This is a genomic window from Novosphingobium sp. NFX11 (assembly GCF_057376415.1).
In genome coordinates, this window is the sequence record NZ_CP080385.1 from 1125483 (window position 1) to 1151294 (window position 25812).

At 67.7% G+C, this 25812-nt stretch carries 23 protein-coding genes and 1 pseudogene; 7 read left to right on the forward strand and 17 right to left on the reverse strand.

The window, feature by feature from the left end; translation table 11 throughout:
- Window positions 1-58: 58 nt before the first annotated feature.
- The gene (locus KZO24_RS22945; protein WP_486487277.1) at window positions 59-565 is read left to right on the forward strand and encodes a hypothetical protein; all 507 of its coding nucleotides are present in this window, start codon (window positions 59-61) and stop codon (window positions 563-565) included.
- Window positions 566-606: 41 nt separating this feature from the next.
- Here the strand turns inward: KZO24_RS22945 and KZO24_RS22950 are convergent, their stop codons facing one another.
- The 8 genes from KZO24_RS22950 to KZO24_RS22985 all read right to left on the reverse strand — a co-directional run bounded on the left by KZO24_RS22950 (window position 607) and on the right by KZO24_RS22985 (window position 7507).
- A complete protein-coding gene (locus KZO24_RS22950; protein ID WP_008831705.1) occupies window positions 607-1011 on the reverse strand; it encodes a RidA family protein in 405 nt (134 codons plus the stop codon).
- 22 nt (window positions 1012-1033) lie between these two features.
- Complete coding sequence (locus KZO24_RS22955; RefSeq protein WP_271184447.1) at window positions 1034-1525, reverse strand: VOC family protein; 492 nt, start codon at window positions 1523-1525, stop codon at window positions 1034-1036.
- Window positions 1526-1749: 224 nt separating this feature from the next.
- Window positions 1750-3150, reverse strand: coding sequence for an FAD/NAD(P)-dependent oxidoreductase (locus KZO24_RS22960; protein WP_271184446.1), 1401 nt, complete (start codon window positions 3148-3150; stop codon window positions 1750-1752).
- Entirely contained in the window at window positions 3147-3440 is a 294-nt protein-coding gene (locus KZO24_RS22965; protein WP_271184445.1) for a (2Fe-2S)-binding protein, read from the reverse strand. The genes KZO24_RS22960 and KZO24_RS22965 overlap by 4 nt, the downstream gene beginning before the upstream one ends.
- A gap of 11 nt (window positions 3441-3451) precedes the next feature.
- Window positions 3452-4666 carry an NAD(P)/FAD-dependent oxidoreductase gene (locus KZO24_RS22970; protein ID WP_271184444.1) on the reverse strand — a complete coding sequence of 405 codons (1215 nt, stop codon included), beginning with the start codon at window positions 4664-4666 and terminating at the stop codon, window positions 3452-3454.
- Between the two features lie 2 nt (window positions 4667-4668).
- The gene (locus KZO24_RS22975; protein ID WP_271184443.1) at window positions 4669-5595 is read right to left on the reverse strand and encodes a dihydrodipicolinate synthase family protein; all 927 of its coding nucleotides are present in this window, start codon (window positions 5593-5595) and stop codon (window positions 4669-4671) included.
- Window positions 5596-5822: 227 nt separating this feature from the next.
- Window positions 5823-7277: a sodium:solute symporter family protein gene (locus KZO24_RS22980; protein WP_271184442.1), complete on the reverse strand. Its 1455-nt coding sequence runs from the start codon at window positions 7275-7277 to the stop codon at window positions 5823-5825.
- Window positions 7274-7507: a DUF3311 domain-containing protein gene (locus KZO24_RS22985; protein ID WP_271184441.1), complete on the reverse strand. Its 234-nt coding sequence runs from the start codon at window positions 7505-7507 to the stop codon at window positions 7274-7276. Before KZO24_RS22985 ends, KZO24_RS22980 begins: the two co-directional genes overlap by 4 nt.
- Before the next feature lie 20 nt (window positions 7508-7527).
- Between KZO24_RS22985 and KZO24_RS22990 the strand changes: the two genes are divergently transcribed.
- On the forward strand, window positions 7528-7701 hold the full coding sequence (locus KZO24_RS22990; protein ID WP_486487278.1) for a hypothetical protein: 174 nt from the start codon (window positions 7528-7530) through the stop codon (window positions 7699-7701).
- A gap of 24 nt (window positions 7702-7725) precedes the next feature.
- On the opposite strand, the gene KZO24_RS22995 is transcribed toward KZO24_RS22990, so the two are convergent.
- The 7 genes and pseudogenes from KZO24_RS22995 to KZO24_RS23025 all read right to left on the reverse strand — a co-directional run.
- A complete protein-coding gene (locus KZO24_RS22995) occupies window positions 7726-8643 on the reverse strand; it encodes a LysR family transcriptional regulator (RefSeq protein ID WP_155986432.1) in 918 nt (305 codons plus the stop codon).
- A 131-nt stretch (window positions 8644-8774) separates the two neighbouring features.
- Window positions 8775-10367 (reverse strand): glycoside hydrolase family 3 C-terminal domain-containing protein, encoded by a 1593-nt coding sequence (locus tag KZO24_RS23000; RefSeq protein WP_486487279.1) that lies wholly within the window; start codon window positions 10365-10367, stop codon window positions 8775-8777.
- Window positions 10368-10414: 47 nt separating this feature from the next.
- Window positions 10415-11302 (reverse strand): glycoside hydrolase family 3 protein, encoded by an 888-nt coding sequence (locus tag KZO24_RS23005; RefSeq protein WP_486487280.1) that lies wholly within the window; start codon window positions 11300-11302, stop codon window positions 10415-10417.
- Between the two features lie 95 nt (window positions 11303-11397).
- Window positions 11398-13626, reverse strand: coding sequence for a TonB-dependent receptor (locus tag KZO24_RS23010; RefSeq protein WP_271184439.1), 2229 nt, complete (start codon window positions 13624-13626; stop codon window positions 11398-11400).
- Between the two features lie 245 nt (window positions 13627-13871).
- Window positions 13872-14918, reverse strand: a complete 1047-nt coding sequence (locus tag KZO24_RS23015) for a helix-turn-helix transcriptional regulator (protein WP_486487754.1) — start codon at window positions 14916-14918, stop codon at window positions 13872-13874.
- Window positions 14915-15877, reverse strand: coding sequence for a winged helix-turn-helix domain-containing protein (locus tag KZO24_RS23020; protein WP_486487281.1), 963 nt, complete (start codon window positions 15875-15877; stop codon window positions 14915-14917). The genes KZO24_RS23015 and KZO24_RS23020 overlap by 4 nt, the downstream gene beginning before the upstream one ends.
- A gap of 269 nt (window positions 15878-16146) precedes the next feature.
- A pseudogene (locus tag KZO24_RS23025) lies at window positions 16147-16572 on the reverse strand (P-loop NTPase family protein); the annotation flags it as partial.
- A 226-nt stretch (window positions 16573-16798) separates the two neighbouring features.
- Between KZO24_RS23025 and KZO24_RS23030 the strand changes: the two are divergent.
- The 3 genes from KZO24_RS23030 to KZO24_RS23040 all read left to right on the forward strand — a co-directional run bounded on the left by KZO24_RS23030 (window position 16799) and on the right by KZO24_RS23040 (window position 20028).
- Window positions 16799-17695, forward strand: coding sequence for a LysR family transcriptional regulator (locus tag KZO24_RS23030; RefSeq protein ID WP_430098822.1), 897 nt, complete (start codon window positions 16799-16801; stop codon window positions 17693-17695).
- Window positions 17696-17833: 138 nt separating this feature from the next.
- Window positions 17834-19600: a M14 family metallopeptidase gene (locus KZO24_RS23035; protein WP_486487282.1), complete on the forward strand. Its 1767-nt coding sequence runs from the start codon at window positions 17834-17836 to the stop codon at window positions 19598-19600.
- 161 nt (window positions 19601-19761) lie between these two features.
- Window positions 19762-20028, forward strand: a complete 267-nt coding sequence (locus KZO24_RS23040) for a c-type cytochrome (RefSeq protein WP_486487283.1) — start codon at window positions 19762-19764, stop codon at window positions 20026-20028.
- 70 nt (window positions 20029-20098) lie between these two features.
- On the opposite strand, the gene KZO24_RS23045 is transcribed toward KZO24_RS23040, so the two are convergent.
- Both KZO24_RS23045 and KZO24_RS23050 read right to left on the reverse strand, forming a co-directional pair.
- The gene (locus KZO24_RS23045) at window positions 20099-21820 is read right to left on the reverse strand and encodes a hydantoinase B/oxoprolinase family protein (protein ID WP_486487284.1); all 1722 of its coding nucleotides are present in this window, start codon (window positions 21818-21820) and stop codon (window positions 20099-20101) included.
- Window positions 21817-23832 (reverse strand): hydantoinase/oxoprolinase family protein, encoded by a 2016-nt coding sequence (locus KZO24_RS23050; RefSeq protein ID WP_486487755.1) that lies wholly within the window; start codon window positions 23830-23832, stop codon window positions 21817-21819. Before KZO24_RS23050 ends, KZO24_RS23045 begins: the two co-directional genes overlap by 4 nt.
- Before the next feature lie 227 nt (window positions 23833-24059).
- Between KZO24_RS23050 and KZO24_RS23055 the strand changes: the two genes are divergently transcribed.
- Both KZO24_RS23055 and KZO24_RS23060 read left to right on the forward strand, forming a co-directional pair.
- Window positions 24060-25376: a purine-cytosine permease family protein gene (locus KZO24_RS23055; RefSeq protein ID WP_271184432.1), complete on the forward strand. Its 1317-nt coding sequence runs from the start codon at window positions 24060-24062 to the stop codon at window positions 25374-25376.
- A gap of 11 nt (window positions 25377-25387) precedes the next feature.
- A complete protein-coding gene (locus KZO24_RS23060; RefSeq protein WP_271184431.1) occupies window positions 25388-25765 on the forward strand; it encodes a nuclear transport factor 2 family protein in 378 nt (125 codons plus the stop codon).
- Window positions 25766-25812: the final 47 nt, after the last annotated feature.

Consider the following 25812-nt stretch of genomic DNA (forward strand, 5'->3'; position numbering starts at 1 on the left):
GCGCGCCAAGTTCCCCGCCGTCGCGGCGTGGTTCGAGCGACTGCGCAAAGGTCTCGGCGTGGTCGGCGGACAGGCGATCGTCGTCGCCGGTGGCCAGGGGCGTACAACCCGCATCGCCCGCAACGACATCGCCGCCTTCCTCGAAGGCGCCCACGTCGCGCTGGCCCGCGAGGGCGACGGCCCCGGGGACCACCGGGACTTCGCCAGCGTCGCCGTCATCGCCAACCGCATGGCGCTGCGCCTGCCGGTCGAGTACTTGTGGGGCGGTCACGGCATCTACGTGGGCAATGCCGCGCAGGTGCGGGTGAACGAGAACGAACTGGACTTCGCCCCCGGCAACGACCGCCGCTTCCACGAGGGCATCCGTATCTGGGGCTGGCTCGGGCGGTTCCTGCACGCCAATGCCAACGCCATCACGCTGGCCCGCATCGGCATCCGCGTGGTCTCCGAAGGCAAGCCGCAGGACGAGACGGTGCAGTGGCTCGCGGCGGACAACCTCGCCGTGGGGGCGGGGGTCTGTGTCGAGGCGCCGGGCTGGATGCGGCTGCGGGACAACGTGCCGTGATGATCGTCGTCCCGGACTTGCTCCGGGACGACGAGTGCACCTTACTTCACCGTAGCGATGGCCTCTATCTCGATCAGGAACTCGGGCATCGCCAGCGCCGAGACACCGACCACGGTGTTCGAGGCGGGCACCACATCACCGTAGAACGCGCCCAGTTCCGGCCCGATCGCGGCCAGCATCGAGACGTCGTAGTTCACGATGAAGGTACGCAGGCGCAGCACCGCTTCAGGGCCGACGCCCTGCGAAGCCAGCACGTCCTTGATGTTCGCCAGCGCCTGACGCGCCTGAAGGCCCACGTCCGATCCGCCGACCACGTTGTAGTCCTTGTCCCAGGCCACCTGGCCCGAGAGGTGCAGGGTGCCGGTCGCCTCGTCGAGCGTGGCGTGCGAGAAACCGTACTGGACGCTGGGATAGAGCGTCTCGGGATTGATGCGGGTGCTGGTCATGGCAGGCTCCTGTCAGAAAAGGTCAGTCGACGATCTCGAGCTGGTGGCCCCAGGGGTCGAGAATATAGAGGTTCTTCTTGCCCGCCAGCGGACCCTCGGTGATGTCGATGGTCTCCATCGGCGTGCAGCCATGAGCGGCGAGATAGGCCTTGGCCTTCTCCACATCGTCCACCTTGATGCCGAGGTGATGCCCGCCCGCGTCGCAGTTGCGCGGCAGGGTCGCGGAGCGATCGGCGGGCTTGTCGTACTGGACGAGCTGGAAGTTGAGGTTCGCCGTCAGCTTGAGCATGATGAGCGTCAGGCAGGCGCCGGGCACGTTGACGTGGCTTTCCATCCAGTCGCGGCCGTCCTCGCCCACCGGGATCTGCGCGGCGTCGAGCGGGCCCATGCGGAACAGTTCGGTGGCGCCGAAGACGTCCTTGTACCACTGCGCGACGATGTCGGCATCGGCCACGGTCCAGGATACGTGATCGGCCTCGATGAAGATGGGGCGGTCGGACGCGGCGTCGGTCATGGGAATCTCCGGCTGGGAAGCGGCCAGCCTACGCCGCACGAGTGTTCCGGCAATGGCGTGGACTGAGCGAAGATGTTGCGATGGACGCAACGTAAGCAGAATCAGATCCTACGCATCCCCAAACGTCGTCATTGCGAGCGCAGCGAAGCAATCCAGGGCGGCCTCATACTGCCCTGGATTGCTTCGCTGCGCTCGCAATGACGGCGTGTGGGCCGCGAGGTGCTCTATGCCGCGCCTTCCAGCAAGTCCGCCACCGACACCGCGCGTGCCGGGAAACGCGGGCGGAAGCCGGTCACCTCGGCTTCTCGGCAGCCCCGCGCCGAGGCGATGCGGCGCACCAGCGCATGTTCGCAGGTCCGCCCCTGGCACAGCCCCATGCCCGCCCGGCAGCGCAGCTTGATCGCGCTTGCCCCGAACGAGGGACCGACTTCCAAGGCATCGGCAATCGCGCGATCGACAGTCCCGGCGGAAATGTCCTCGCACCGGCAGAGCAGGGTTTCCGGTTCCGGCTCCGGCAGCCATGGGCGGGGATCGGCGACCCCGCGCAGAAGATCGATGAAGCCCTGCATCGCCTGTCGCTCGGCCTGAGGCTTGCGTATAGCCGCAGCCGCTTCCTCGGCCGACAGAGCGCCCGCGTCCTGCGCGATGGCCACCCCCGCCAACGCGCCCTCGGCCATCGCCGCATCGCTGCCCGCGACACCGGTAGTCTCGCCCGCGACGTAGAGGCCCGGCACGGTCGAACGCATGGCTTCGTCATGGATGGCTTCCCAGCCTCCGGCGGGGTCGGACCAGCGTACCTCGGCGCCGATCTGGCGGATCAGGTCGGCTTGCGGCAGGAAGCCGTAGCACATCGCGGCGACGTCGCAGGCGATGCTTTCGCCGTTGCTGAAGACGATGCGCTCCACCGCGTCGGTGCCTTCGCAGCGCAAGGCCTGCGCGCCGTAGCGGACCGGCACTCCGGCCCGGCGCAGCGCCATGATCCCGGCGGCAGCGGCTAGCAACGGGCCGGGCGTCCGCAGCGCGCGCGGCAGATGCGCCAGCGCCGTGCGCGCCATGGCGGCAAAGGGCTGCGCGAAGCAGACGGCGGCGACTTCACCGCCTGCCTCGACGATCTGCTGCGCGAGGACGATCATCAGCGGATGGGTGCCGAACAGGACGATCCGTTGGCCGGGCAGCACTTGTTGCGCTTTGATGAGCGTCTGCACCGCGCCCGCGCTCATGACGCCGGGCAGCGTCCAGCCCGGCAGCGCCACCGGCATGTCGTAGCAGCCCCCAGCCACCAGCACCCGCCGCGCCCGCACCTGTTCGATACCGCCCGCCGTGCCCGAGAGGGTCAGCGCGAAACCCTCGCCATCAGGCATGACGCCCAGCACCGAGCGACCGCCCAGCCACTGCAGCCGCGCGTCGCCGCTCACCCGGTCGAGCAGTGCGCGGCCCTTGCGATAAGGCGCGCCGCCGAGCCATCCGGGGACGGAGAACGTCGCGGGAGGCTGGCGCAGGATCTGGCCGCCGGGCCGCTGCTGCTCGTCGATCACGCATATCGAGAGGCCCGCCGCCAGCGTGCGCTCCGCAGCAGCCAGGCCCGCCGGGCCACCGCCGACGATGGCGATGTCGTAAGTGCTCATGCTTCCGGCCTTTCGGTGCGGATGCGCAGGCCCGGCTCTACGGGCACGAGGCAGCCGCGCAGGCGCCGCCATGGCGCATCCCCGCGCGCGACCCAGACGGTGCATTCACTACAGGTGCCCATGTTGCAGAACATCCCCCGCGCCTGTCCCGAACGGTCGTCACGAAAGCGCGGCGCGGTCGAGAGCACGGCGACGGCCACCGTCTCGCCGGGATGTGCCATGACCGGCGCGCCGTCGAGTTCCACCGCGACCGGCGCGGGCCGGGTGACGCCCTGTTCGACGCGCTTCACGCCAGCCTCTTTCATGGAAGCACCGCGAAGGCATCGAGGTGTGCGAAGCGGCGCGGCGTGAACATCGTCAGTTCCTCCGGCGCGGCGCCTTCCGCGATCGTGCGCGCGAGCAGCCGCGCCAGCACCGGGCCAAGCGTGAACAGCGATCCGCCCGCCGCGACGAACAGCCCCGGCGCGGCGGCAACCTCACCGACGATCGGAAGCTGGTCGGCGGAAATGCAGGTGGTGCCGGTCCATGTCCGCAGCAAGGAGCGCTCGGCCAGCCCCGGCATGACCCGCGCGCCGACGTCCAGGTTGGCGCGCAAGTTGGCAGGCTCGACGATCGCGGGGCGGTCGAGATCAGGGGTGCCGTCGGCGCGCTTCGCAAGGCGTGAGGGCCAGCCGCCGCCGATCAGCAAGTTGCCGTCCTCGGTCTGCTTCATCGACAGCCGCCGCCCGACGTGCTGGATGAGGAAGGGCAGCACCGGCTCGGTGCGGTCGGTCACGCTCATCATCAGCGGCGCAGGATAGAGCGGCACGTTGAGGCCCAGCAGCCCGGCAAGGCGCGGCACCCAATGCCCCGCCGCCAGCAGCACGCGCGGCGTGTTCACCGTGATCTCGCCGTCGGGTCCGTGCAGCGTGGCACGGTAGGTCCGGTCGCGCTGCATCGAGAGTCCGGCAAGCGCGGTGCCCGTCTGCACCACCGCCCCCTGCCCCCGCGCGCCATCGGCGAAGGCATCGACGAGGGTGCGCGGGTTGGCATGGCCTTCGTCCTCCAGCCAGGCGGCTCCGGCAAGGTTGGGGGACAGTGCGGAGGCCTTATGGTGCAGTTGGGTGCCGCTGAGTACCCGTGTTTGCAGCCCCAGTTCGTTCTCGCGGGCCACCTTGAAGGCGAGGAGGTCCATCTCCGCCTCGGTCTCGGCCACCATCAGCCCGCCGTGCATGGCGACGTCGAGGGGGCGGCCGAGCATGTTCTCGATGCCCTTCCACTCCTCGATCGCGAGGCGGTTGAGCGAGACGATGCGCGCGCCGTCGGCGGCGGCCTTCTCGCCCTGTTCGAGGAAGCGCCGCTCGATCTGGAAGTGCAGCGAGCCCGCGTTCTGCCCGGAGGCACCCGAATTGAGGTGCCCCCGCTCAGCCAGCAAGGCCTTGAATCCCAAGCGGGAAAGGTGCCAGGCCGTAGCGCAGCCGACGAGTCCGCCGCCGACGATCAGGATATCGCAGTGGGTCGTCGTCGGCATGCTCATGGTCAGAGCATATCGAGCTTTCGCAGCGTCTCGGCAATGCTTTCGCGGTCCTTGCCGGTGACGCCGATCAGCGGCTTGCGCACCGGACCGCCGGGCAGGCCCATAGTATCGAGCGCGGCCTTGAGGATCGCCGGGCCGGAACCGAAGCGGCCGACGAGGTCCGGCGTATACCATTCCTCCATCAGCACCCGGTCCTTGCGCCCGCATTCACGCGCACCCTCGATGTCGCCGGCCCACAGCTTGTCGTAGAAGCCGGTCTGGTTGCGGCCGAGCACGCCACCCGCGCCCATCGTGCCATCGCCGCCGTGGACGCGCAGCATCGTCAGGCCCAGTTCGTCCATCGGGTAGCCGAATACGCGGACCTGCTCGCCCAGCGCGAAGACGGTGTCCATGAAGTGCGTGAAGCGCGGGGTGGACTGCTTGATGGCGACGATCGCGTCGATGTCGGCAAGGCGGCGCAGCGTCTCCAGCGGCATGTCGATGCCGGTGCCCGGAGGCCAGTTGTAGACGCAGATCGGCAGGTCGATGGCGGCGCCGACTTCCTCGTAGAACGCCACGATCTCGTTCGGTAGCGGACGCACGTAAGGCGGCGGGGTGATCAGCACGCCCTCGAAACCGGCCTCTGCGGCGGCCTGCGCATAAGCAATCGTCTCGCGCGCGGTGAAGCTGGAGCAGCCCGCGATGAGCGGCACCTTCTTCGCCATCTGGGCACCCGCCAGCGCGAACAGGCGCTTGCGCTCGTCGGGGCGCATGCTGGTCCATTCGCCGGTGGTTCCGGCGAGCACAAGGCCGTGCATGCCCTGATCGACGAGCCACTCCAGCAGCAGGCCGAGGCCCTTTTCGTCGAGCGTGTCCTCGTCGATGAAGGGGGTCGTGATGGCGGGAATATAGCCCTGCCAGTTCACCCGTGACCGCTTGCTGACCGTCATTGCTTCGTCCTTGTTCCTGACCTGCGGAAATTCCTGCTGCAGCGGCGCGATCTTTGTCCCGCTCTCTGCCTTCAGACGATCGATGCCAGCGGGGTTGTTTTCCAACAATGGCGCGCATCGGGCGAAAACGTTGCGCTGGCTGCAACGTCGGACATGGCCCGGACACGAAGACGCCGCGCCCGGTCGGAACCGGACGCGGCGTTGTCTTGCGCCTCAGTCGCCTGTCGTCAGGCGGGTTGAGCGACGAGCACCTTGCGCGGGCTTGCCAGAGACAGGCCCACGGTGACCGCGGCATTGGCGACCAGCGCGACGAGGCCGATCTCCCAGTGCGGGAACCATGCGGCGGCAAGGCTCGACAGCGCGGGCACCCAGAGTACCGCATAGCCCGTCAGCAATCCGCACAGGACGGCGGCGGCGCTCGTGCGGCGCAGCAGGAAGGCGCAGTAGACGCCCGGCGCCAGCATACCGATCGCTGCATAGGCGGACAGGCCGATCTCGACCAGCGAGCCGCTCGCACCCAAAGTCAGGTAAAGCGCGATCGCGGCGAACACGACCATGGCGAGGCGCGAGACCAGCAGTTCGGTGCGGTCGTCTATGGTCGGCACCAGCGGGCGCACGATGTTGCGGCCAAAGATCGACCCGCAGGTCAGCAGCAGCACCGAGCCGGGCACAAGCGCCAGCAGCGAGGCCGTCCCCGCCAGCACGCCGAGCATCCACGCCGGATAGCGCTGCTCCACGAAGGCCAGCAGCAGCGCATTGGGGTCGCCGCCGGGGGCCTTGGTCCCGGCCAGCAGCGCCGCGAAGCCGAGCAGGATGATGAAGAAATACGAGAGCGAGTAGATCGGCTGGAACACCGCGTTGCGCCGGATCGTCGTGCCGCTGTCGGCCGAGTAGCACAGCTGGAACATGTGCGGGAAGATGTACGTCCCCAGCGCCACGTTGATCGCCGAGGTCACCAGCCAGGTCACGTCGAGGCCGAGTTCGGGCTTGAGACCGGGGAAGCGGGTGGCCTGCGGGAAACGCTCGCCGACGGTGCGGAAGACGTCGAGCACCGAAGCCTCGCCCACCACGTTCGCGACGGTCCAGGCCAGCACGATCACCACGATCAGCATCAGCACGTCCTTCACGCCCGCGGCGAAGGCGGCGGAGCGCAGGCCCGCGAGGAACACGAAGAGCAGCATCAGCACGACCGAAAAGCCCGCCGCCGCGCCCTGGCTCACCCACGGCCCTGCGGCGAGGCGCACCACCAGAGTCAGCGCGGTGACCTGGATCTGCACGTAGACCACCAGCGCGATCAGCCCCGCCGCCGCCACGCAGACGCCCAGCCAGCGCGCCTGATAGCGGTGCGCGAAGAAGTCCGCCTGCGTGACAAGGCCGTGGCGCCGCCCATAGGCATGGATCATCGGCGTCAGCCAATAGCCCAGCGCCGCCGACAGCGAGACCGAGCAGAACGCCAGATAGGCAGGCGCGCCATAGGCCCAGGCAAAGCCCGAAATACCGAGCACGGCGAAGGTCGTGTAGATCTCACCGGCGTTGAGGAACCAGAACACCAGCGTACCCAGCTTGCGGCCACCAAGCGCCCATTCCTCCATGGTCTGCGCGCGCTTCTGCTTGCGGCGGCCATAGAGCATCGATCCGGCGACGGTGCCGCACACGATCAGCAGGATGAGCGAGAGGATCATGCCCCGCCCTTCCTGTTGCGCGTGTCGAGCATGAAGCGCAGGCCCAGAACGGCGGTGGCGAAGAGGATGCCCGCCATCTGCCAGACCATCCCGAACGGCAGGCCCAGCGGTGCCCACTCGACGCCGTTGGCCCATGGCGCGAAGCCCAGTTGCCACACGAACGGCAGCAACAGCAGCAGGTCGGCGCGCGACAGGCCGGTGTCTTCGGGGTCGTCGGTCGGGTCAGTCATCAGTGCTCTCGGATGTTGCAATGAGCAGCGTGGACGCCGTCAACGTTGCATTCAATGACGAGATCAATGCTCGAAACGTTGCGAAAAACGAAACGCCGACCCGTATGATTACCTTCCACCCATCTCGTCATTGCGAGCGTAGCGAAGCACTCCAGGGCGATCTACTGCCCTGGATTGCTTCGCTGCGCTCGTGATGACGATCCGAAGGTAACCTGACATCACCGTTCCCGCCCCACCGGCCGGTTCCACTGCCGCAGCTGCGCCTCGATACGCTTGAGCAGACGCAGCGGGGCGCCTTCCAGCTGGCGGCCGGAGCGCAGGACGAGGCTGGTGGTGGTTTCCTCGATGCTGTCGTCGGCAATCGGCACGCTGACCATCGCGCCCTCGGTAAGTTCGGACCATACGGAAATCTGCGGCAGGATGGCAACGGCGATCCCGGCGCGCACCATGTCCTGCATGACGTGGATCGAGTTGGAGGTGATCGCGGGCTGGAAATAGGTCTTCGAATTGGCCTCGGCCGCGCTCAGGATCTGGCGGATGCGGAAGTGGGCGGGCGGCAGCACCAGCGGCACTTGCGCCAATTGGGCAATGGTGACGCTCGGCTGTGCGGCCAGCGGGTTGTCCGGCAGCATGATCGCCATCAGTGGCTGCGCAATCACCGAGCGGACGTGGATCTTCATGTCGTTCGGGGTCGAGAAGACGAGGCCGAAATGCGCCTCGTCATCCGCGATCATGCGCAGGATCTCGGTTGTGGAGCCGGTGAGGATCTCCAGCCGGATCAGCGGGTTCGCCTGCGAGAACTGGCTGACGATCGAGGTAAAGCTCTGCCCCGCGAAGCCGTCGCCGATCGCCGCAGTCACTTGGCCCGTCCGGACCGAGCGCAGTTCCTCCAGCTTGGCACGCAGCGCCTCGCGGTCGGCCAACTGGTTGCGGTAGTGGGCGATCACGATCTCGCCCGCATGGGTCAGTCGCACGCCGCGCCGCCCCTTCTCTATCAGGGCGAGGCCGTACTGGCTCTCCAGCTGCGCGATCTGGCGGCTGATCGAGGACGGCGCGACGTTGAGCCTATCCCCCGCCGCGCGCATCGATCCGGCGCTGAGCGCTTCCAGCAGGTATCGCATTCCGGCTTCGGACAAATCGAACTCCTTTGGGACTCGCACACCGCTCGTCATTGCGAGCCCCGAAGGGGCGCGGCAATCCAGGGCAGCACTACACCGCTATGGATTGCTTCGCTGCGCTCGCAATGACGAAGCCAGTCCCTAGCAGGTCACCGCGCCGGATCGAAGTCCTTGCCCAGCGGCAGGTCGCGCGAGCTGGAACCGATCTGGACGCGGTAGCTGCCCTTGGCCAGTTGCCAGTCGTGCGCGGTCTCGTCCCAGTAGGACAGCGCGCGGCGGTCCAGCGGGAATTCGACCGTGGCCGACTTGCCCGGCTGCAGCGAGACGCGCGCGAAGCCCTTTAAATGCCGCGGCGGTTCGTTGGCGGCGGCGGGCATCGAGACGTAAAGCTGCGCCACTTCGTCGCCAGCGACCTTGCCGGTGTTGCGCACGGTGGCACGCACCGACCAACCATCGCCCGATTTCGCCAGCTTCAGCCCGCTGTAGGCGAAGCGGGTGTAGGACAGACCGTGGCCGAAGGGATAGAGCGGCGCGATGCCCTTGGCGTCGTACCAGCGGTAGCCGACGAGAATGCCTTCGTCATAGCGCGCGGTGGTGCCGATGCCGGGGTAGCGGGCGGGCTGGTCGGCGGGGCCGTTGACCTCGTCCGCCGGGAAGGTAACGGGCAGCTTGCCCGAGGGGTTGGCCTTGCCGGTCAGCAGCGCGGCGATGGAATCGGCCGCTTGCTCGCCCGGATACCAGGCGGCGAGGATGCCCGCGACCTTGTCGCGCCACGGCATCAGCACCGGGCCGACGGTGTGGAGCACGACGACGGTGTTGGGGTTGGCCGCAGCGACCGCCTCGACCAGCGCGTCCTGATCGCCCGGCAGCTTGAGATCGGTGCGATCCGCGCCTTCGGAAACGTGATCGGCGACGAAGACCACAGCCACTTCCGCCTTCTTCGCGGCGGCGACCGCCTCGTCGATCAGCGTCGAATCCGGCGCCTGCCAGCCGAGGCGCAACTCGTTGGCCGAGAGCGTCGGCGCGTTGGAATAATCAAGCTGCAGCGCCACGCGCTTGCCCGCTTCGAGCCAGACGGTGCCGTGAGTGGCAAGGCGGAAGCTCTGCTTGGGCACGTAGGCCACGCGCTTGCCGTCGATCAGCAGCGCGATCTCGCCGCCGCCGTTGAGCGAGAAGCGATAAGTGCCGGTCTTCGGCGGCACGAAGCCCGCCGTCCAGCACGCCGACCACAATGAGGGCAAGCCCTGCACGCCCGCCTTGGGACCGGCCTCGGCGTAGTCGATCGACGCTTCCTTGCGGGTGACGAGCGGCTCGCCCTTCCAGTCGGGCGAGGCGTAGTAACGCGCCGTCAGGCCCTCGAAGGCCGAGGCCGGCATGGCGGGCAGCGGCGCGATGCCAAGGGTGCCGCGCGCATATGTCACGCTCGCCTTGTCGCCGAGCGCCGCCTTGATCGCATCGACCGGGGCCTTGAGCGTGCCGACGTCCTCGGTCTTCACGAAACCGCCGTAGCGTTCGGACGTCTGGACGTTCGCGCCCGCATCGTCGCCGATCACGGCGATAGTCTTCGCCTTCAGGGGCAGTACGCCGCGCTCGTTGCGCAGCAACACGGTGCCTTCCTCGGCGATCTTTTCCGAGAGAACGAGGTGCGCCGGATCGCGCACGTTCGCATTGGCGTCGGCCGCCGCGATCGGATGATCGACGAGGCCGAGGCGGAACATCGGGGTGACGATGCGCTTCACCATGCCGTCGATGTCGGCCTGCGTGATGGCGCCGCTCGCCCGCGCGGCTTTCAGTTCCTTGACCCCGTAGAACTCCGCGAACCCGAAGGGCTGACGCCGCCGGGCATGGAAATGTCCAGCCCCGCCTTCACCGAGGGCGCGGTGGAGCGGTGGGCGAAGTACCAGTCGGCAACGACGAACCCGTCGAAGCCCCAGCGCTTGAGATTGCCCAGCGTGCCGGGGTTCTCGCAGGCGTACTCACCGTTGACGCGGTTGTACGCGCACATGATCGAGCCGGCCTTGCCCTGCTTCACCACCGCCTCGAAGCCGGGGTAGTAGATCTCGCGAAGCGCGCGCTCGGGGACGATGGCGTCCACCGCCTCGTAGGCGGGACCGTCGCCCAGACGCAGCCATTCCTGGTTGTTCGCCGCGAAGTGCTTGGGCGTGGCGATCAGGCCGAGCGACTGGATACCGCCGGTGATCGCGGTGCCCAGTTGCGCGGTCAGGTAGGGGTCCTCACTCAGCGTCTCGGCAAGGCGGCCCCACTTGGGGGTGCGGATGATGTTGATGGTGGGGGCGAGCACCACGTTGCGCCCCTTGCCCGCGTGCTCGGCGCCCAGCGCCTTGCCGTAGGCGGTCATCAGGTCGCGGTCGAAGGTCGCCGCGCCCATGACGGGGGCGGGGAACTGCGTCACGCCCTTCATGCCGTTGCCGACGCCCGCCGGGCCATCGCCCATGCACAGGCGCGGCAGGCCGAGGCGGGCGATGCCGCTGATGTGGCCGACGCAGGCGTTGACGCCGGTGCCGTTGGCATCAAGCTCGGTATCGCCCTGAAGGAGCTTCAGCTTCTCGTCGTCCGTCATCGCCGCGACCACCAGCTCCGCCCGCTGTTCGGGCGTGCGGGCGGCGTCCAGCCACGGCTTGTCGGCCGGGGCTGCGAAGGCGGGAGCGGTCGCCACGGCACAAAACGCGATCCCGGAGAGCAAGGCTCTCCGGGATGCGACTGCCGTACGGTGCGACCCGAGGACGAACTTCGAGACAGCAGAGGTCATGATCAGAACTTCACCATTCCCGACAGGCTGACGGTGCGCGGACGGTTCATGTAGTAGCCCAGCGGGTACACGCCCGGGACGATCTCGTTGTAGTTGATCGTGGTCTGGTCGTTGAACAGGTTGGTGACGTTGAGGTTCACCTGCCACGGACCCTTGCTGATGCCGGCGTGCATGCCGACCAGCCAGTAGGAGTCGAGTGGCTGGTAGTTGTCGATGGTCGGGTTGAACTTGGTCGCCATCGAACCCTGATAGCTCACGTCCGCACCGAAGGAAGCGTCCACGCCCAGCGCGTCCACGAAAGTGGTGTAGTTGACGCTGCCCGCGCCGGTGAATTCCGGCACGTAGGGGATGCGGTCGCCCTTGTTGCCGGTGCCCGCGACGGGGTTGTCCTGCGCCAGCTTGGCGGTGTTGTAGTTACCCGACAGGTTGATCTGCAGGCCCGGGACCGGACGCGCATCGAGCGTCATTTCGATGCCCTTGACCTCGGCTTTGCCGCCGTTGCCGGTGTAGCCGAACGACACGGTGCCGTCGGTCGCCTGCTGCGAGACCTGAATGTCCGACCAATCGATGTAGTAGACTGCGCCGTTCAGGAACAGCTTGCGGTCGAGCAGCGTGGTCTTCACGCCCCACTCGTAGGACCACAGCGAGTCCGAGCCGTAACCGTCGGGGATGACGACGTTGGCGATGGCGGCGGCGGTCTGGTCGTTGGTGCCGCCCGAGCGGTAGCCCTGCGCGACCTGAACGTAGGTGTTGACCTGATCGCTCAGCTTGTACGCCAGATTGAAGCGGCCGATCAGGCCGTTGTCCTTGGTGTGCAGCACCGGACCGGCGCCCGCGCCGGTGCCGCCGCCGAACGCGACGTTGGCGACCGACTGCTGCTCAAGCTTGAAGTCGAACAGGCGGCCGCCTGCGGTGAAGGTCAGGTCCGGCACGATCTCGTAGCTGAGTTCGCCGAACAGCGCGCGTTCCTTGATGCGGGTGTCGACGGTGCGGTCGAGCAGCATGTCGGCATCGGCGGGCAGGTTGCCGTTTACGTCAGCCTTGGGCCACGAGCTGTTGAAGAAGCGGTTCTCGTTCTGGAAGAAGCCGCCGACGAGGATCTGGAACGGACCGTCGAAGTCGGACGCGAAGCGCAGTTCGCCGCTGTCCACCCGGCGGTGCTTGTCCTGCTTCAGAGCGCTGCGGCCGGTGGTGTCGTGCGGCAGGCCAAGGAACGCCTGCGCCGCCAGCGAGGCGTCGCGCACGAAGCTGGTGTCACGCACGAAGCGCGAGACGGTGCCGGTGAACGTGCCGAAGGGCTGCTTGTAGTTGACGGTCGCGTTGTAGATTTCGCTCTTGTCGCTGTAGGGCGCGCGCACTTCGTCGGCCTGATAGTTCGAGGGCAGCGCGTTGCCGTCGTAATCCAGCTTGTTGTAGAAGTTCTTCGCGTCCTGATGGACGTCCTGATACATCGCGGTGAGGTCTACCGTCAGGTCGGGCGTTGCCTGCAGGCGGGCGGTCAGGCGGCCGGCCTTGCTCTTTTCGGCATTGGCGCCCTTCTCGAAGCGGTTGTCGATCCAGCCCGGCAGGTCGGCATAGAAGCCCGACGCCCGCACGGCGAGGACGCCGGGGATGACCGGCAGGTTGACGGCGCCGTCGGTCTGCATGCCCAGCGATGCGCCCTTGGTGGCGCGCAGGGCCGACTGGACGTAACCGTTTACGCCGCCGTCGGGATCGGCCTTCTTGGTGATGTAGCGGATCGTGCCCGCCATCGAGCTGGCGCCGAAGGTGGTGCCCTGCGGGCCTTTCAGCACTTCGACGCGGTCGATGTCGAACAGCTTGATGTCGGGAGCCTGGCCGCCACCGTCCTGCGCGTTCTCGCCGGTGATGACGGTCTCGTCGAGGTACATGCCCACGGTGCTGGCACCGGCCGAGTTGACGCCGCGAATGACGTAGCGCTTGTCGCCGGGGCCTTCGTCCTGAACCGACAGGGCCGGAATCGCGTGGTAGAAGTCCGCGAAATCGACCGCACCCTTGTCCTTCAGCGCGTCGCCGCCCAGCGCCTGCACGGCGATCGGGGTATCCTGAACGGTCGAGGACGTACGCTTGGAAGCGGTGACGACGATGTCGCCGCCGGTGCCCTCAGCGGCCGTCGCTGCGTCCTGCGCGAGTGCAGGCACGGCGCAGAGCGCGGTGCCGGCCATCATGCCGGTTACGAAAAGCTTCAGCGCAGTGCTCGTCTCGATCTTCATGGAACCCCTTTCAACCCGATTGTGCTTTAACCGGCGCGACAGCAAGTGTCCCCGCATCGCCGGATGACAGAAACGTCACACGAGCGCGGTTGCCCTTCAATGCAGCCAATCCGTGAGGTTCGTTGCGATGAGCGCAACGCTGTATCCGCCTGTTGCCCGATAATTTCGCGTAATAGCACGGAGTTATGCCAGTAATCGTTTACACGAATACCCACATCCAGACCCGCACCCATCGACGGCGGCTCTCAGGTCGCGACGCCGCGACGCTGGGCTTCGACGACCGCTTCGGAGCGCTTGTTGACGCCCAGTTTGCGGTAGATATTGGCAAGGTGGAACTTGACCGCGCTGGCCGACAGCCCCAGCTCGCGCGCGATCGCCTTGGTGGACTGGCGCTGCGTCAGGCAATGGAGCACCTGCAATTCGCGCGGGACGAAGGCCACCCCGCCGTCCGCGTCCTGCGTGCGGGCCGCGATCGCACGCCCGAGGGCGGCGCAGAACCCCCGCGTGCCGCGCCCCGCCGAGCGATAGGCCGGCGCCGCCTTCATCGCCTCCAGCACCATCAGCAGGACCGGGCCGTGCTCGGCAAAGGGCTGCACGATCTCCTCGGCCTCGGCCAGAGCGACCGCCTTTCGAAGGCTCTGCACCGCCTCTGCCACGTGATCGTCGCCGAATGCGCCCACCGCCGAAAGCAGCAGCGCGCGGATCGCCGTGATCCGCCGCCCGGATGCGCCCGCCTGCTCCTGCAACCGGGCAACGATGCCGCCAAGACGGGCATGGTCCCCGGCTTCCAGCGCCTCGCGCCCGTCCAGGAGGGCCGTCTCGTCGCTCTCGCGCCAGGCGATCCAGTTCGGCGTGACGAGGTTGGCGGCTACATCACGCGAGCGCCAGCCTTGCGCACCGCCCGCGTCGTCCGCGACGATGCCCGCGCGCAGGATGCGGCAATACCGCTCGATGTCGCTGAGGCCGCGCCCGCGCATCAACCGGATCGCCCGGTCGAGCAAGCCCAGCGCGCGGTCCTCCTCCCCTGCCGCCAGAGCGGCCCGTGTGCCGACGCGGTAGCCGATGACGAAGGCATCGGGCCAGCCGTCGCAAGCCTCAAGATCGCGCAACGCGGCATCGACCCGGTCGAACAGACCATCGGCGTGGCCATGCTCGAACTCCACTTCGCACAGGACGCATTCGGCCACGGCCATCAGGCCCGCATCGTCCGGCATGGCGCGCGTGATCAGCACCTGCGCCTCGGTCGCCAGCGCCGCCGCCCGCTCCAGCCGCCCGCCCGCCAGCGCGATCATGCCGTCCACCAGCAGCGCGGAGCCCAGACCGTAATAGCTCGTCGCCCGTTCATACTTGGCGCGGGAAATCTCGATCTGGTCCTGGGCCAGCGCGATCTCCCCCGGCGCAGGTAGTGCAGGCTGCGCAAGGCGTAGACGAAAGCCGCGTTGGTCAGGTCGTTGGTGTAGGTCGACCAGAAATATCCTTCCGAAAGCTGCGCCTCGGTCAGCTCGGTATGGGCGTGGAACGCCAGAACGTGCTGGGCGATGACGAAATCGGTATAGACGCGCGAGAGCGACGGCGACTGGTAGGCCATGTCCTCGCTCAACATCTCGCGCGCGGATTCGAGCAGTCGCCGCGCTTCGGGAAAGCGCCCTTCCTTCATCGCCACGACTGCCTGCGTGATGCGGATCTGCCCCGATTGCTCGGCGGCTTCGGGGCTCAGCTGCGCCATCGCCGAGCGCAGGCGGTTGTAGCCCGAGGCGCGCAGCAGTTCGGTGCTGGTGAAAGTCTCGAAGGCCATGCGCGCAAGGCCGTGGTCTCCGGTATCCTGCACCAGCGCGATCGCCGCTTCCGGCGCGCGGCGCTCGGCATGATGGAGCAGCGCCTGCCGGTATGCCCGGTCCCTGCGGGCAGGCTCACCGCGCTCCAGCTGGCGCAAGGCGAAGGCGCGCAGCAGCGGATGGAGCGAGAAACCGCCGCCCGCTCCGCGCCTGACCTGCCCGAGCGGTGCCAGCGTGGCGATCTCGTCGAGGACCGGATAGGCCGGCAACGGCGCGGCGATGTGCGGCAGCAGCCGCGCGTCCACCCTCTCGAGCATTGCAGTCTGCGCCAGCAAATCGCGGGTCGTGGCCGAAAGGCCCTGCCAGATGCCTTCCCGGATCGCCGCTTCCAGCAAGCCGCCGGCATGATCGAGCAGCCGGTCGGCGTCCGCTTCCCCGGTGACAACGCTGCGACGACCGCCTCGGCCAGCGGCCACCCTTGCGCGATGCCCTGGCCCAACACCTCATCCGCATCGAACAGCAGCGCCCCGGGATCGAGCGTGCGCACGAGATGCGGCGAGCGCAGTTCGGCCAGCATCGCCGCATTGGGCCGGCGCGAGATCAACCAGACCTGCAGTTCGGTCCCGGTCCAGTGCACCAGTTCTCCCAGCACTTTGCCAAGCGGCCCCGGCTCCAGCGCACCGGCATCGACCACCAGCACCTGATCGCCGCGCCCGCGAAGGACGGCCCGAATGCGATCGAACGCCGTCTCGCCCGGATGACCGAGCGCCTCCGCCAGCGTCTGCCGAAAGGCGTCCTCGTCCCGCAGATGCGCGGGATGCAGGCCCAGCCAGCGGAACTGCCGCTGCACCGCCCCGCGAGCCAGCGCGTAGTTGGCGATCAGGGTCGTCTTGCCGAGGCCGGTGGGGCCGTAGACCTGCAGCACCCGCTCCGTCCCAGCGGGTTCGATCAGCTTGGCCAGCCGCCCCAGACGTACTTCCACGGTAAAAGGCGTCGGCGGGACCGGGAGAGGAGAAAGCTCCGGGGAGGGAGGCCGATTTTCGACACGCGCTGTCGCGGATACGTCATCCGGCGGCGTTAGAGGGCTGACGCGCCCCGATGCGGTCATGCCGTCCCGCCCGACGACGGCCGGGCCGTTCCGAGGACTGACGTTCCGGAGGTTTCGGGCCATGAGAGGGAGCACACAGGCTTTCGCATGTGCGAAAGGCTAACGTCTTTGGCGCTTCCCGCGCAAGCCCCGCGAATGCGCTGCCATACGCCGGACAGCGCCAAAGCGCAGGGCCTACTGGCCGAATCTGCACGATCCTGTCCATTTCCCGCAGGTGCCAGACGGCAGCCCTCGGTTATCCTCCTTCCTGTTGCCCGAGGGTGGTGGAAGGGTCTGCACGAAGATGTTGATGGACGTGGCGATGCGCTATTTCTACGAGGCGGCGAGCCAGGGCTCGATGCGCCTCGCCAGCGAGAAGCTGGGGGTGGCGGTCTCCTCGATCAGCCGCCAGATCGTGCAGCTCGAAGGCTATCTCGGCGTCAACCTGATCGAGAAGGGTCGCCGCTCGGTGAAGCTGACCGAGGCGGGACAGCTCACTTACGACTTCCACCGCACCCACATCGCCGAGTTGGACGCGCTGCGCTCGCGCATCCAGGACTTGCGCGGGGTGCGCAAGGGCTCGATCCGGCTGGCGGTGGGCGAAGGGTTCCTGACCAGCGCCTTCTTCCAGACCATCGACGCCTTCCACAAGAAGAACCCCGGCCTGCACATCGACACCCACGTCGGCTCCACCAGCGAGATCGTGCGGATGGTAGAGGAGGACGAGGTGCATGTCGGCCTCGTCCTGCAGATCGAACCGGAGCCCAAGGTGCGCGTGCGCCTGTCGGTGGCGCAGCCGCTGATGATCCTGGTCCATCCCTCGCACCCGCTCACGCGCAAGAACCAGGTGTCGATCGCCGACCTGTCGCAGCATGACTTGTGCCTGCCGCCCAAGGGCTTTCGCATCCGCCAGATCCTCAGCCACATGGAGGCCGCCGCAGGCGCTTATCTCGAACCGGCGCAGACGACTTCGTCGATCGTGATGATGCGTGATCTCGCCTGCGAGGGCCGCTTTGCGACGGTGCTGCCGCAGATCGCCGCCTTCGGCGAGATCGCCAGCCGCCGCCTGATCGCCATCCCCTTCGCCGAGACCGAGGCGGAGCCGGTATCCGTCCACCTCATCACCCGCCTCGGCCGCCAGCTGGAAGGCGCGCCGGCCAAGCTGCTGACGGTTCTCGAAGCGAAGATGCGCAGCTGGACGCATTGAGTCTGTCAGGAAATTCGCCTGCGGCGAATTTCGCGGCACCGGCCCACGCCCCGCTCAACCGAACCCCCACGCAACGTCTTGTGCCCGCGCACGCAACGAACGGGCGGTAGCGTGTTGCCGACCTGTGAAAGGAAGACGATGAAGCCCGCCTACTGGCCGCCGGAGCGCCGCGCCCCCTCCCCCGTGCAGCCCTGGACCGGGCCGAGCGAAGCACTGATCCGCCAGCCGTCCGACCCCTGGGTGACTCCGGCCGAGATCGACGATCTCCAGACCACGCCGACGTACGAGGAGACCCGCGCGTTCCTCGTCCGGCTGTCGGAGGCCTCGCCGCTGATCCGGCTCTACGAATACGGCACTTCCGCCGAAGGGCGGCCGCTCACGCTGGTCATCGCCAGCACCGATCTCGACCGCGCCGCTGCGGCTCCGGACGGAGAAGGCCCGGTCCGCGTCTTCACCGAATGCGGCATCCACCCCGGCGAGATCGACGGCAAGGACGCCGGCCTCATGCTGCTGCGCGACATCGCGGTGGGCGGCAAGGCGGACCTGCTGGACGGCTGCGACTGGTACTTCGTGCCGGTGCTCAATCCCGACGGGCACGAGCGCCGCTCGGTCTACGCGCGCCCCAACCAGCGCGGGCCCGAGGAACAGGGCTGGCGCGCCTCGGCGCAGGGGCTGAACCTCAACCGCGATTTCGTCAAGGCGCATTCGCCGGAAATCCGCGCGATCATCAAGCTGCTGGGCTGCATCGATCCCGACCTGTTCATCGACCTGCACGTCACCGACGGCCTCGATTACCAGTACGACATCACTTACGGTTTCCAGGAAGCCCGCTACTCCGCCTCGCCCGAACTGAGCGCCTGGCTGGAGGACAGCTACCGCCCGCTGGTCGATGCGCACATGCGCGCCCTGGGGCACCTGCCCGGTCCGCTGATCCTTGCCGCCGACGATCGCCGGCCCGAACTCGGGCTGATGCTGCCCGCGTTCCCGCCGCGTTTTTCGCATGGTTACGGCGACATTCGCCACATCGCCACGGTGCTGGTGGAGAACCACTCGCTCAAGCCGGTGCGCCAGCGCGTTTTGGGCACGTATGCGCTGCTTGAGGCGTCGTTGAGTGCCGCTAGGTGCCGCTCGGTGCCGCTGCGCGCCGCCTCCCGCGCCGACCGGGAACGCCGCGTGGCGGAGCCGGTCCTCACCTGGGACATGGCGCCCGAGCCGGTGCGGACCACGATGTTCCACCCGATCGCCTCGGAATTCTACGATTCCCCGGCAAGCGGTGCGCGCGAAGTACGCTGGCTCGGCACACCGCTTCCCGCACTCGAAACCCCCGTTCTGGGCTCGATTCCGGGCCAGACGATCGCCCGCCCACGCGGCTACTGGGTGCCCGCCAGCGAGTTCGACGTGCTCGACCGCCTGCGCGCCCACGGCATCGCGATGGAGATCGCCGAGGCATGGACCGAGGTGGAAGTGGACATGCTGCGCCTCGCGGATCTGGAGATGGCGGGCGGTGTCTCCGAACGCCGGATCGTCCTGAAGGCCAGCGTCGCAGGCGTCGAGCGGCGCGTCGAGAAATTCGCCCCGGGATCGGCTTTTGTGACTACGGATCAAAGGCTTGGCGATCTGGCGATCCACATGCTTGAGCCAGTCTGCGCCGATTCACTGTTCGCGCAAGGCTACGTCGCGGGCATGCTCGACCCCGTCGAATACCTCGAAGCCTACGTCATCGCGCCAATGGCCGACGAGATGCTGGCGACCGACCCCGACCTCAGCGCGGAATTCCACGCGAAACTGGCTTCGGACAACGCCTTCGCCGCCGACCCGATGGCGCGGCTGAAGTGGTTCTATCTGCGTTCACCCTACCGCGACGAACGTCACATGCTCTACCCCGTGGCACGCTGCCCCGCGTGACCGCCTCCCCGGACCATGACCCGGAAAAACCGTGAGGAAACAACAGTGAAGACTTTCCCCATCGCCGCAGCGGCACTGGCCGCCGCCGGTGCGCTTGCCGCCGCCCCCGCCTTCGCCGCCCCGCCCCCGCCGGCGCGCAGGTCTTCGCACGCAGCTGCGCGATGTGCCATACGACCAATACGGGCGGCGCCAACAAGCTGGGCCCTAACCTCGCAGGCGTTTCGGGCCGAAAGGCGGGCAGCATCCCCGGTTTCCGCTACTCGCCGGCGATGGCCAAGGCCGGCGTGACCTGGAATGCCAAGACGCTCGATGCTTTCCTGGCGAAGCCCTCCGGCATGGTGCCCGGCAATCGCATGGGCTTTGCCGGGGTCAAGGATCCGGCGCAGCGCGCCGCGCTGGTGGCGTACTTGGCCTCGCTGCCGAAGTAACCCTCTGCCGAAACACAAAAAGGCCCGCCGGAGCGATCCGGCGGGCCTTTGCTTTGCGTCGTCCGAACCCTCAGCCCCCGCGCAGAGCCTCGGTCGCAGCCACATCGACGGCGCTGCCGACGATCGCCACCTTGTACAGTTCCCGCGCCGCCTCGACGGAGACGTAGCCGTCGAGCACGTCGTCCAGCACCGCCGCCGGATCGCGCTCGGTCGCAAGGCCGTAGCCCGCGCCGCCCGCACCGCGCGCGATGGCGCGATCGCCGATCGCCACCGGCATGCGGTAGGTGCCCACGCGCTTTTCGGCATCGGTGCCCGCGCGCACGATCAACTCGTTCGTCTCGGGCTGCGCGCCGCCGCCCAGCGACCACGGCTTTTCCTTCGAACGCTTGGTGATCGACAGGAACTCGCCGTCCTGCGTGAAGCGGATCAGGCGCTCGGTGCCCATGCCGCCGCGGCGCTTGCCGGCGCCGCCCGGATCGGGCTTGATCTCGAACTGCTCCATCATCATGCCGGTCTTCATCTCGATGACCTCGATCGGCGTGTTACGCACGAGGCTGCCCGAGATGTGGTTGGTGGCATTGATGCCGTCGAACTCGGCGCTGCCGCCCCAGCCCACCGGCTCGTTGTTCGAAACCGCGTACATCGACTTGGTGACCGGATCGGTGCCGATCATCATGAAGCCCAGCGTGTCGCCGCCCGAACAGGCCGCGATGCGTTCGGGCATGCCCTGCGCCAGCGCCTTGTAGACCAGTTCCAGCGCGAGGTGCGCAGGCCACTGGGTGAAGGTGGCGGCGGGGTACACCGCGTGGAACAGGTTGCCTTCGGGCGCGATCACCTTGAGTGCACGGAACGAGCCCGCATTGTTGCGCTGCGAGGCGGAGGTCAGCGATTTCAGCACGAACTTGCAGATCGTCTCGGTCAGGCCGATCGGGATGTTGATCGGGCCCGGCACCGCCGGGGAGGAGCCGGAGAAGTCGCAGGTGAGGCCCTCCTCGTCGATGGTGACCTTGACGTGGATCGGCACCGGATCGTCGCTGATGCCGTCGTCGTCGACCACATCGCCCGCTTCCCAGGTGCCGCGCGGCAGGTCGGCCAGCGCGCGGCGGACCAGCGCTTCGCTCGCTACCTTGATGCGGCCTACCGCCTCATCGAAGGCGGGGCGACCGAACTTGCCGAGGATCGCGTTCAGGCGCTCGACGCCGGTGCGGGTAGCCGCGACCTGCGCATCAAGGTCGCCCATCACCGGCCCGGGCATGCGCGAATTGAACTTGATGATGTCGATGATGTCCTTCACCGGCGCGCCATCCTTGTAGATGCGGGTGCCGGGGAAGATCAGGCCTTCCTGGTGCATGTCGGTGGAATCGAGCACGTAGCCCGGATCCTTGGCGCCAAGGTCCATCCAGTGCGCGCGGATGCAGGTATAGGCAAAGGGCCTGTCCTCGCCGTCGGCGAAGACCGGCGCGAACAACGTAGCATCCAGCGCATGCGCCGAATTCCAGTACGGGTAGTTCATGATGAAGATGTCGCCGGGGCGCATCGTCTCCGCGCCCGCGAACTCCACGCCCTTGCGGATTGCGTAGTCGTTGGCGCCCAGGAAGAATGCGAGGCCCGGCGCGTCCGAAATCAGTTCCAGATCGGCGTCGTAGATCGAGATGCCGAAGTCCAGCACCTCGTAGATCACCGGGTTGAACGCGGTGCGGATCAACGTGCGGCGCATCTCCTCGGCGGCGGAGACGAGGTAGCTGCGGATGACCTCTACGGTCGCGCCATCAAGCTTCGTTTCGGTGCTCATGCGGACTTCCTGCGAACGATGAGGTGGCCGTGCGGATCGACGGCGACGGTCTGGTCGGAATGGATGACGGTGGTGGTGGTGCCTTCCTCGACGATCGCGGGGCCGTCGAAGGTGTGGCCCGCGCCCAGCAGCTTGCGATCGTAGACCGCAAACGGGGTGCGCTCGCGGCGGGCGAAGCAGAACGCCTCGCGCGCGCCGATCTGCGCGTCCGACGCCGGGCCGGTGGCCTCGGGCACGATCGGCAGGGTGGGCTTGGGCATGACCGCGCTGGCGCGCACGCGCAGCGTCACGATCTGAACCGGCGCGGCGATGGCGTGGCCGTAGCGCTCGCGGTGGAGGTCGTCGAAGCGGGCGCGCAGCGAGGCGAGATCCTCACCCTCGGGCAGTTCGATCTCCAGCGCGTGTTCCTGCCCGGCATAGCGGCATTCGACGAGGCGCAGGAAGCGGCGCTCGGTCTGGGTGCCGCTCTGCCCTTCAAGCTGCGCGCGCGCGTCCTCGATGAGCGTCGCGAACGCCTCTTCCACCGGGCCCTGCGCCTCGGGTTCGAGCAGGCGCAGCTGGGTCAGCGCGACGTCGGTGACGATATCCGACATCAGCATGCCCCAGGCCGAGAACACGGCCGGGTTCTGCGGCACGATCAGTTCGGCGTTCATCACCTCGCGGGCGATCAGCGGAGCGATCAGCGGCCCGGCGCCGCCGAAGGCGAGCATCGAGAAGTCGCGCGGATCGCGGCCGCGCTCGACAGTGATCTCGCGGATGGCACCGGCGGTACGGGCGACGAGAACGTCGAAAATGCCCGCCGCCGCGCGGTCGATATCGATGCCGAGCGGCCCGGCAACGCGGTCCTGCATGCCCTGCCTCGCGGCGGGAACGTCGAGGTCGACGGTACCGCCCAGGAACGTCGAGGGATCGAGGAAGCCCAGGATCAGCGCCGCGTCGGTGGTGGTCGGCTCGTTGCCGCCGCGACCGTAGGCGATCGGGCCGGGCTGCGAACCGGCGCTCTGCGGGCCGACTTGCAATAGCCCTTCCTGCACCCAGGCGATCGAGCCGCCGCCCGCGCCGATGCAGCGGATGTCGAAGATCGGGATCAGCGCGGGGAGGTCGGCCAGCGGCGCCTCGTGCATCACCAGCGGCTCGCCGTCCTCGATGACAGCGGCGTCCAGCGAGGTGCCGCCGTAATCCAGCGTCAGCACCCGGTCGCGGCCGATCGCCTTGGCCAGCTGGCCCGCGCCGATGAGACCGCCGGCAGGGCCGGACAGCACGGTGTAGATCGGCGCCTGCCGCGCGGTCTGCGCGGTCATCGCCCCGCCTGCCGAACGCATGATCAGCAGCTTGCCGCAGAACCCGTTCTCGACAAGCCCGTTCTCAAGACGGCCGACGTAATCGTTGAAGATCGGGTTGATGTAGGCATCGACCACGGCGGTCGCGGTACGCTCGTACTCGCGGTATTCGCGGGTGATCGCGCTGGAAGCGGAGACCGCCAGCTGCGGATAGGCTTCGCGGATGACTTCGGCGGCGCGCGCCTCATGCACCGGGTTGCGGTAGCTGTGCAGGAAGCAGATCGCGACCGAACGGATGCCCGCCTCGACCAGCTTGCCCGCAGCGTCCAGCACGGCGGCTTCGTCGAGCGGTTCCACCTCGTTGCCGTGCGCATCAATGCGGCCGCCGACGCCGAAGCGGTGGCGGCGCTTCACGATGCTCGCCTCGCGCTGGTAACGGTAGTCGTACATCGAGGCGGCTGGAACGTCGGCGCGGCCGATCTCGAACACGTCGCGGAAGCCCGCATTGGTGATGATGCCGGTCTCGACCCCGCGCCGTTCGATTACCGCGTTGAGGCCCAGAGTGGTGCCGTGGACGAACAGTTCGGTGTCGTTCAGTGACACGCCGAGGCGGTCGAGCGCGGCCAGAACGCCGCGCACCGGTTCGTCAGGGGTGGTCGATGCCTTGGCGAGCCTTGTCGTTCCCGTTTCGGAATCGAACAGGATCAGAATCCACGAATGTCCCGCCGATATCGACGGCGACGCGAAATCTCTTCATGCACTGCTTTCCCGGATGTGAATCCCTGAACTCGCCGCCGATGATATTGCGCAAACGGCACAAGTCTTCGCGAAGTCATTGCATCACGCGCAAGACCCGCCCTCTCCCCTTTGCCCTGCCCGATACGTCTGACACCATTGAGCCATACCCGCCCTTCCGCCGCGCCTCCCCGTGGCGGCGGGCACTGGAGACATTTTCGATAATGAAGCTGCTGCGCAAGATCGCCGGGATCGTCGAACGCAATCCCGAACGCCCGCCCCAAGAGGGGGAACTGCGCCGCTGGCCGTTCCTGACGATGGTGCTGATCGGCGTCTCGATCTCCGTCCCGTTCTTCGCGTTCGGTGGACAGCTGGGCCAGCATGCGAACTTCACCACCGTCGCCATCGGCGTGATCCTGGGCAGCGCGCTGCTGGGCCTGTGGGGCGTGCTGACCGGCTATGTCGGTCTCGTCGCCCGCCTGCCCACCGCAATGATCATCCAGCGCACTTTCGGGCGGCGCGGGTCGATGGCGATCGTGGGCATGATGGTGCTGACCTCGTTCTGCTGGTTCGGTCTGCAGACGCAAATCCTCGTCAAGAGCCTCGCGGCGATCCTGCGCACCCAGCTGGCCTATGAACTGGACGAGCGGATCGGCGTCGTCCTCGTCGGCGCGCTGATCGCCTCGACGGCGGTGATCGGGGTCAAGGCGATGGGCAAGGTCGCCGTGGTCAGCGTGCCGCTGCTGCTGATGGCGACGCTGGTACCGCTGGCGATCGGGCTGGACCGGCACGGCATGGCGGGACTTTTCGCTGCTCGCCCGATCACAGAGCCGATGGGGCTTGGAATGATCGTCTCGGTGGTCGTCGGCGCCGAAGTGTTCGGCTGCTCGATCAACCCCGACCTGAGCCGCTTCCTGAAGACCGCGGGGGACAATGCGACGGCGATGACGATCAACTACGCCATCGCCTTTCCGCTGCTGCTGATCCTCGCCGCCGCGCTCGGTACGCTCTACGGCAACGCCGATCTCGTCGCGACGATGCTGGCGGCGGGCATCGCGCTGCCGGGCACGCTGATCATCATCCTCGCCACCTGGACCAGCAACGACAAGAACCTCTACGCCTCGGCGCTGGCGCTTTCGGCGCTGTTCCCGAAGGTTGAGCGCTGGCAACTGGCGGTCGTCGCGGGCGTGCTGGGCACCTGCCTCGCCGCGGCCGACATCCTTGGCCACTTCATCGTCTGGCTGACTTTCATGGGCCTGCTGATCGCGCCGATGTCGGGCGCCTATGTCGCCGACTTCCTGATGAAGCGCAGCCGCTACACCGACGCCAATGCACCGATCCCGGCGTTCCGCGCCGCGCCGCTGATGGCATGGGTGTTCGGCATAGCAGTCGGCGTGGCGGCGCTGCCGCGCGCGAACGTCGGCCTCGGCCTGTTCGAGATCACCCATGCCCCCACCGTCGATGCCCTGCTGGCGGCGATGGTCTTCCTCTTCGTGGCCGACCGGGTGACCGGCTCGCGCCCCGCCGCAGCCCTTACCTGAACGGAGCTTTCATGACCGATACCCTCAGCCCCATCACCCGCATGTTCGACTGGTGGAACGGGGCCTTCCGCGAACACGCCTTTACGCCCGACGCCTTTGCGGCGCACTACACCGACGATGCCCAGTTCATCGTCGACGGCGGCGTGCGCGGCACCGGCCCCGAAGCCATCTGCGCCCACTTCGCCCGAATTCGCGAGCGTTGCGATGCGGTCGAACTGGTCACCCCTGTGATCGCGACGCTCGCCGACGAGACACAGGGCTTCGTGCAATATCGCTGCACCTTCACCGCCAAAGGCAAGTCCGGTTCCGAAGTCTGCATGGCCCATGCCCGGTTCCGCGACGGCAAGATCGCCCGCTTCGAGGTCATCGGACGGCCCGAAGCCAGCTGATCGGCATCAAAAAGGCCCGGCCGCTTCATGCGACCGGGCCTTTTCTT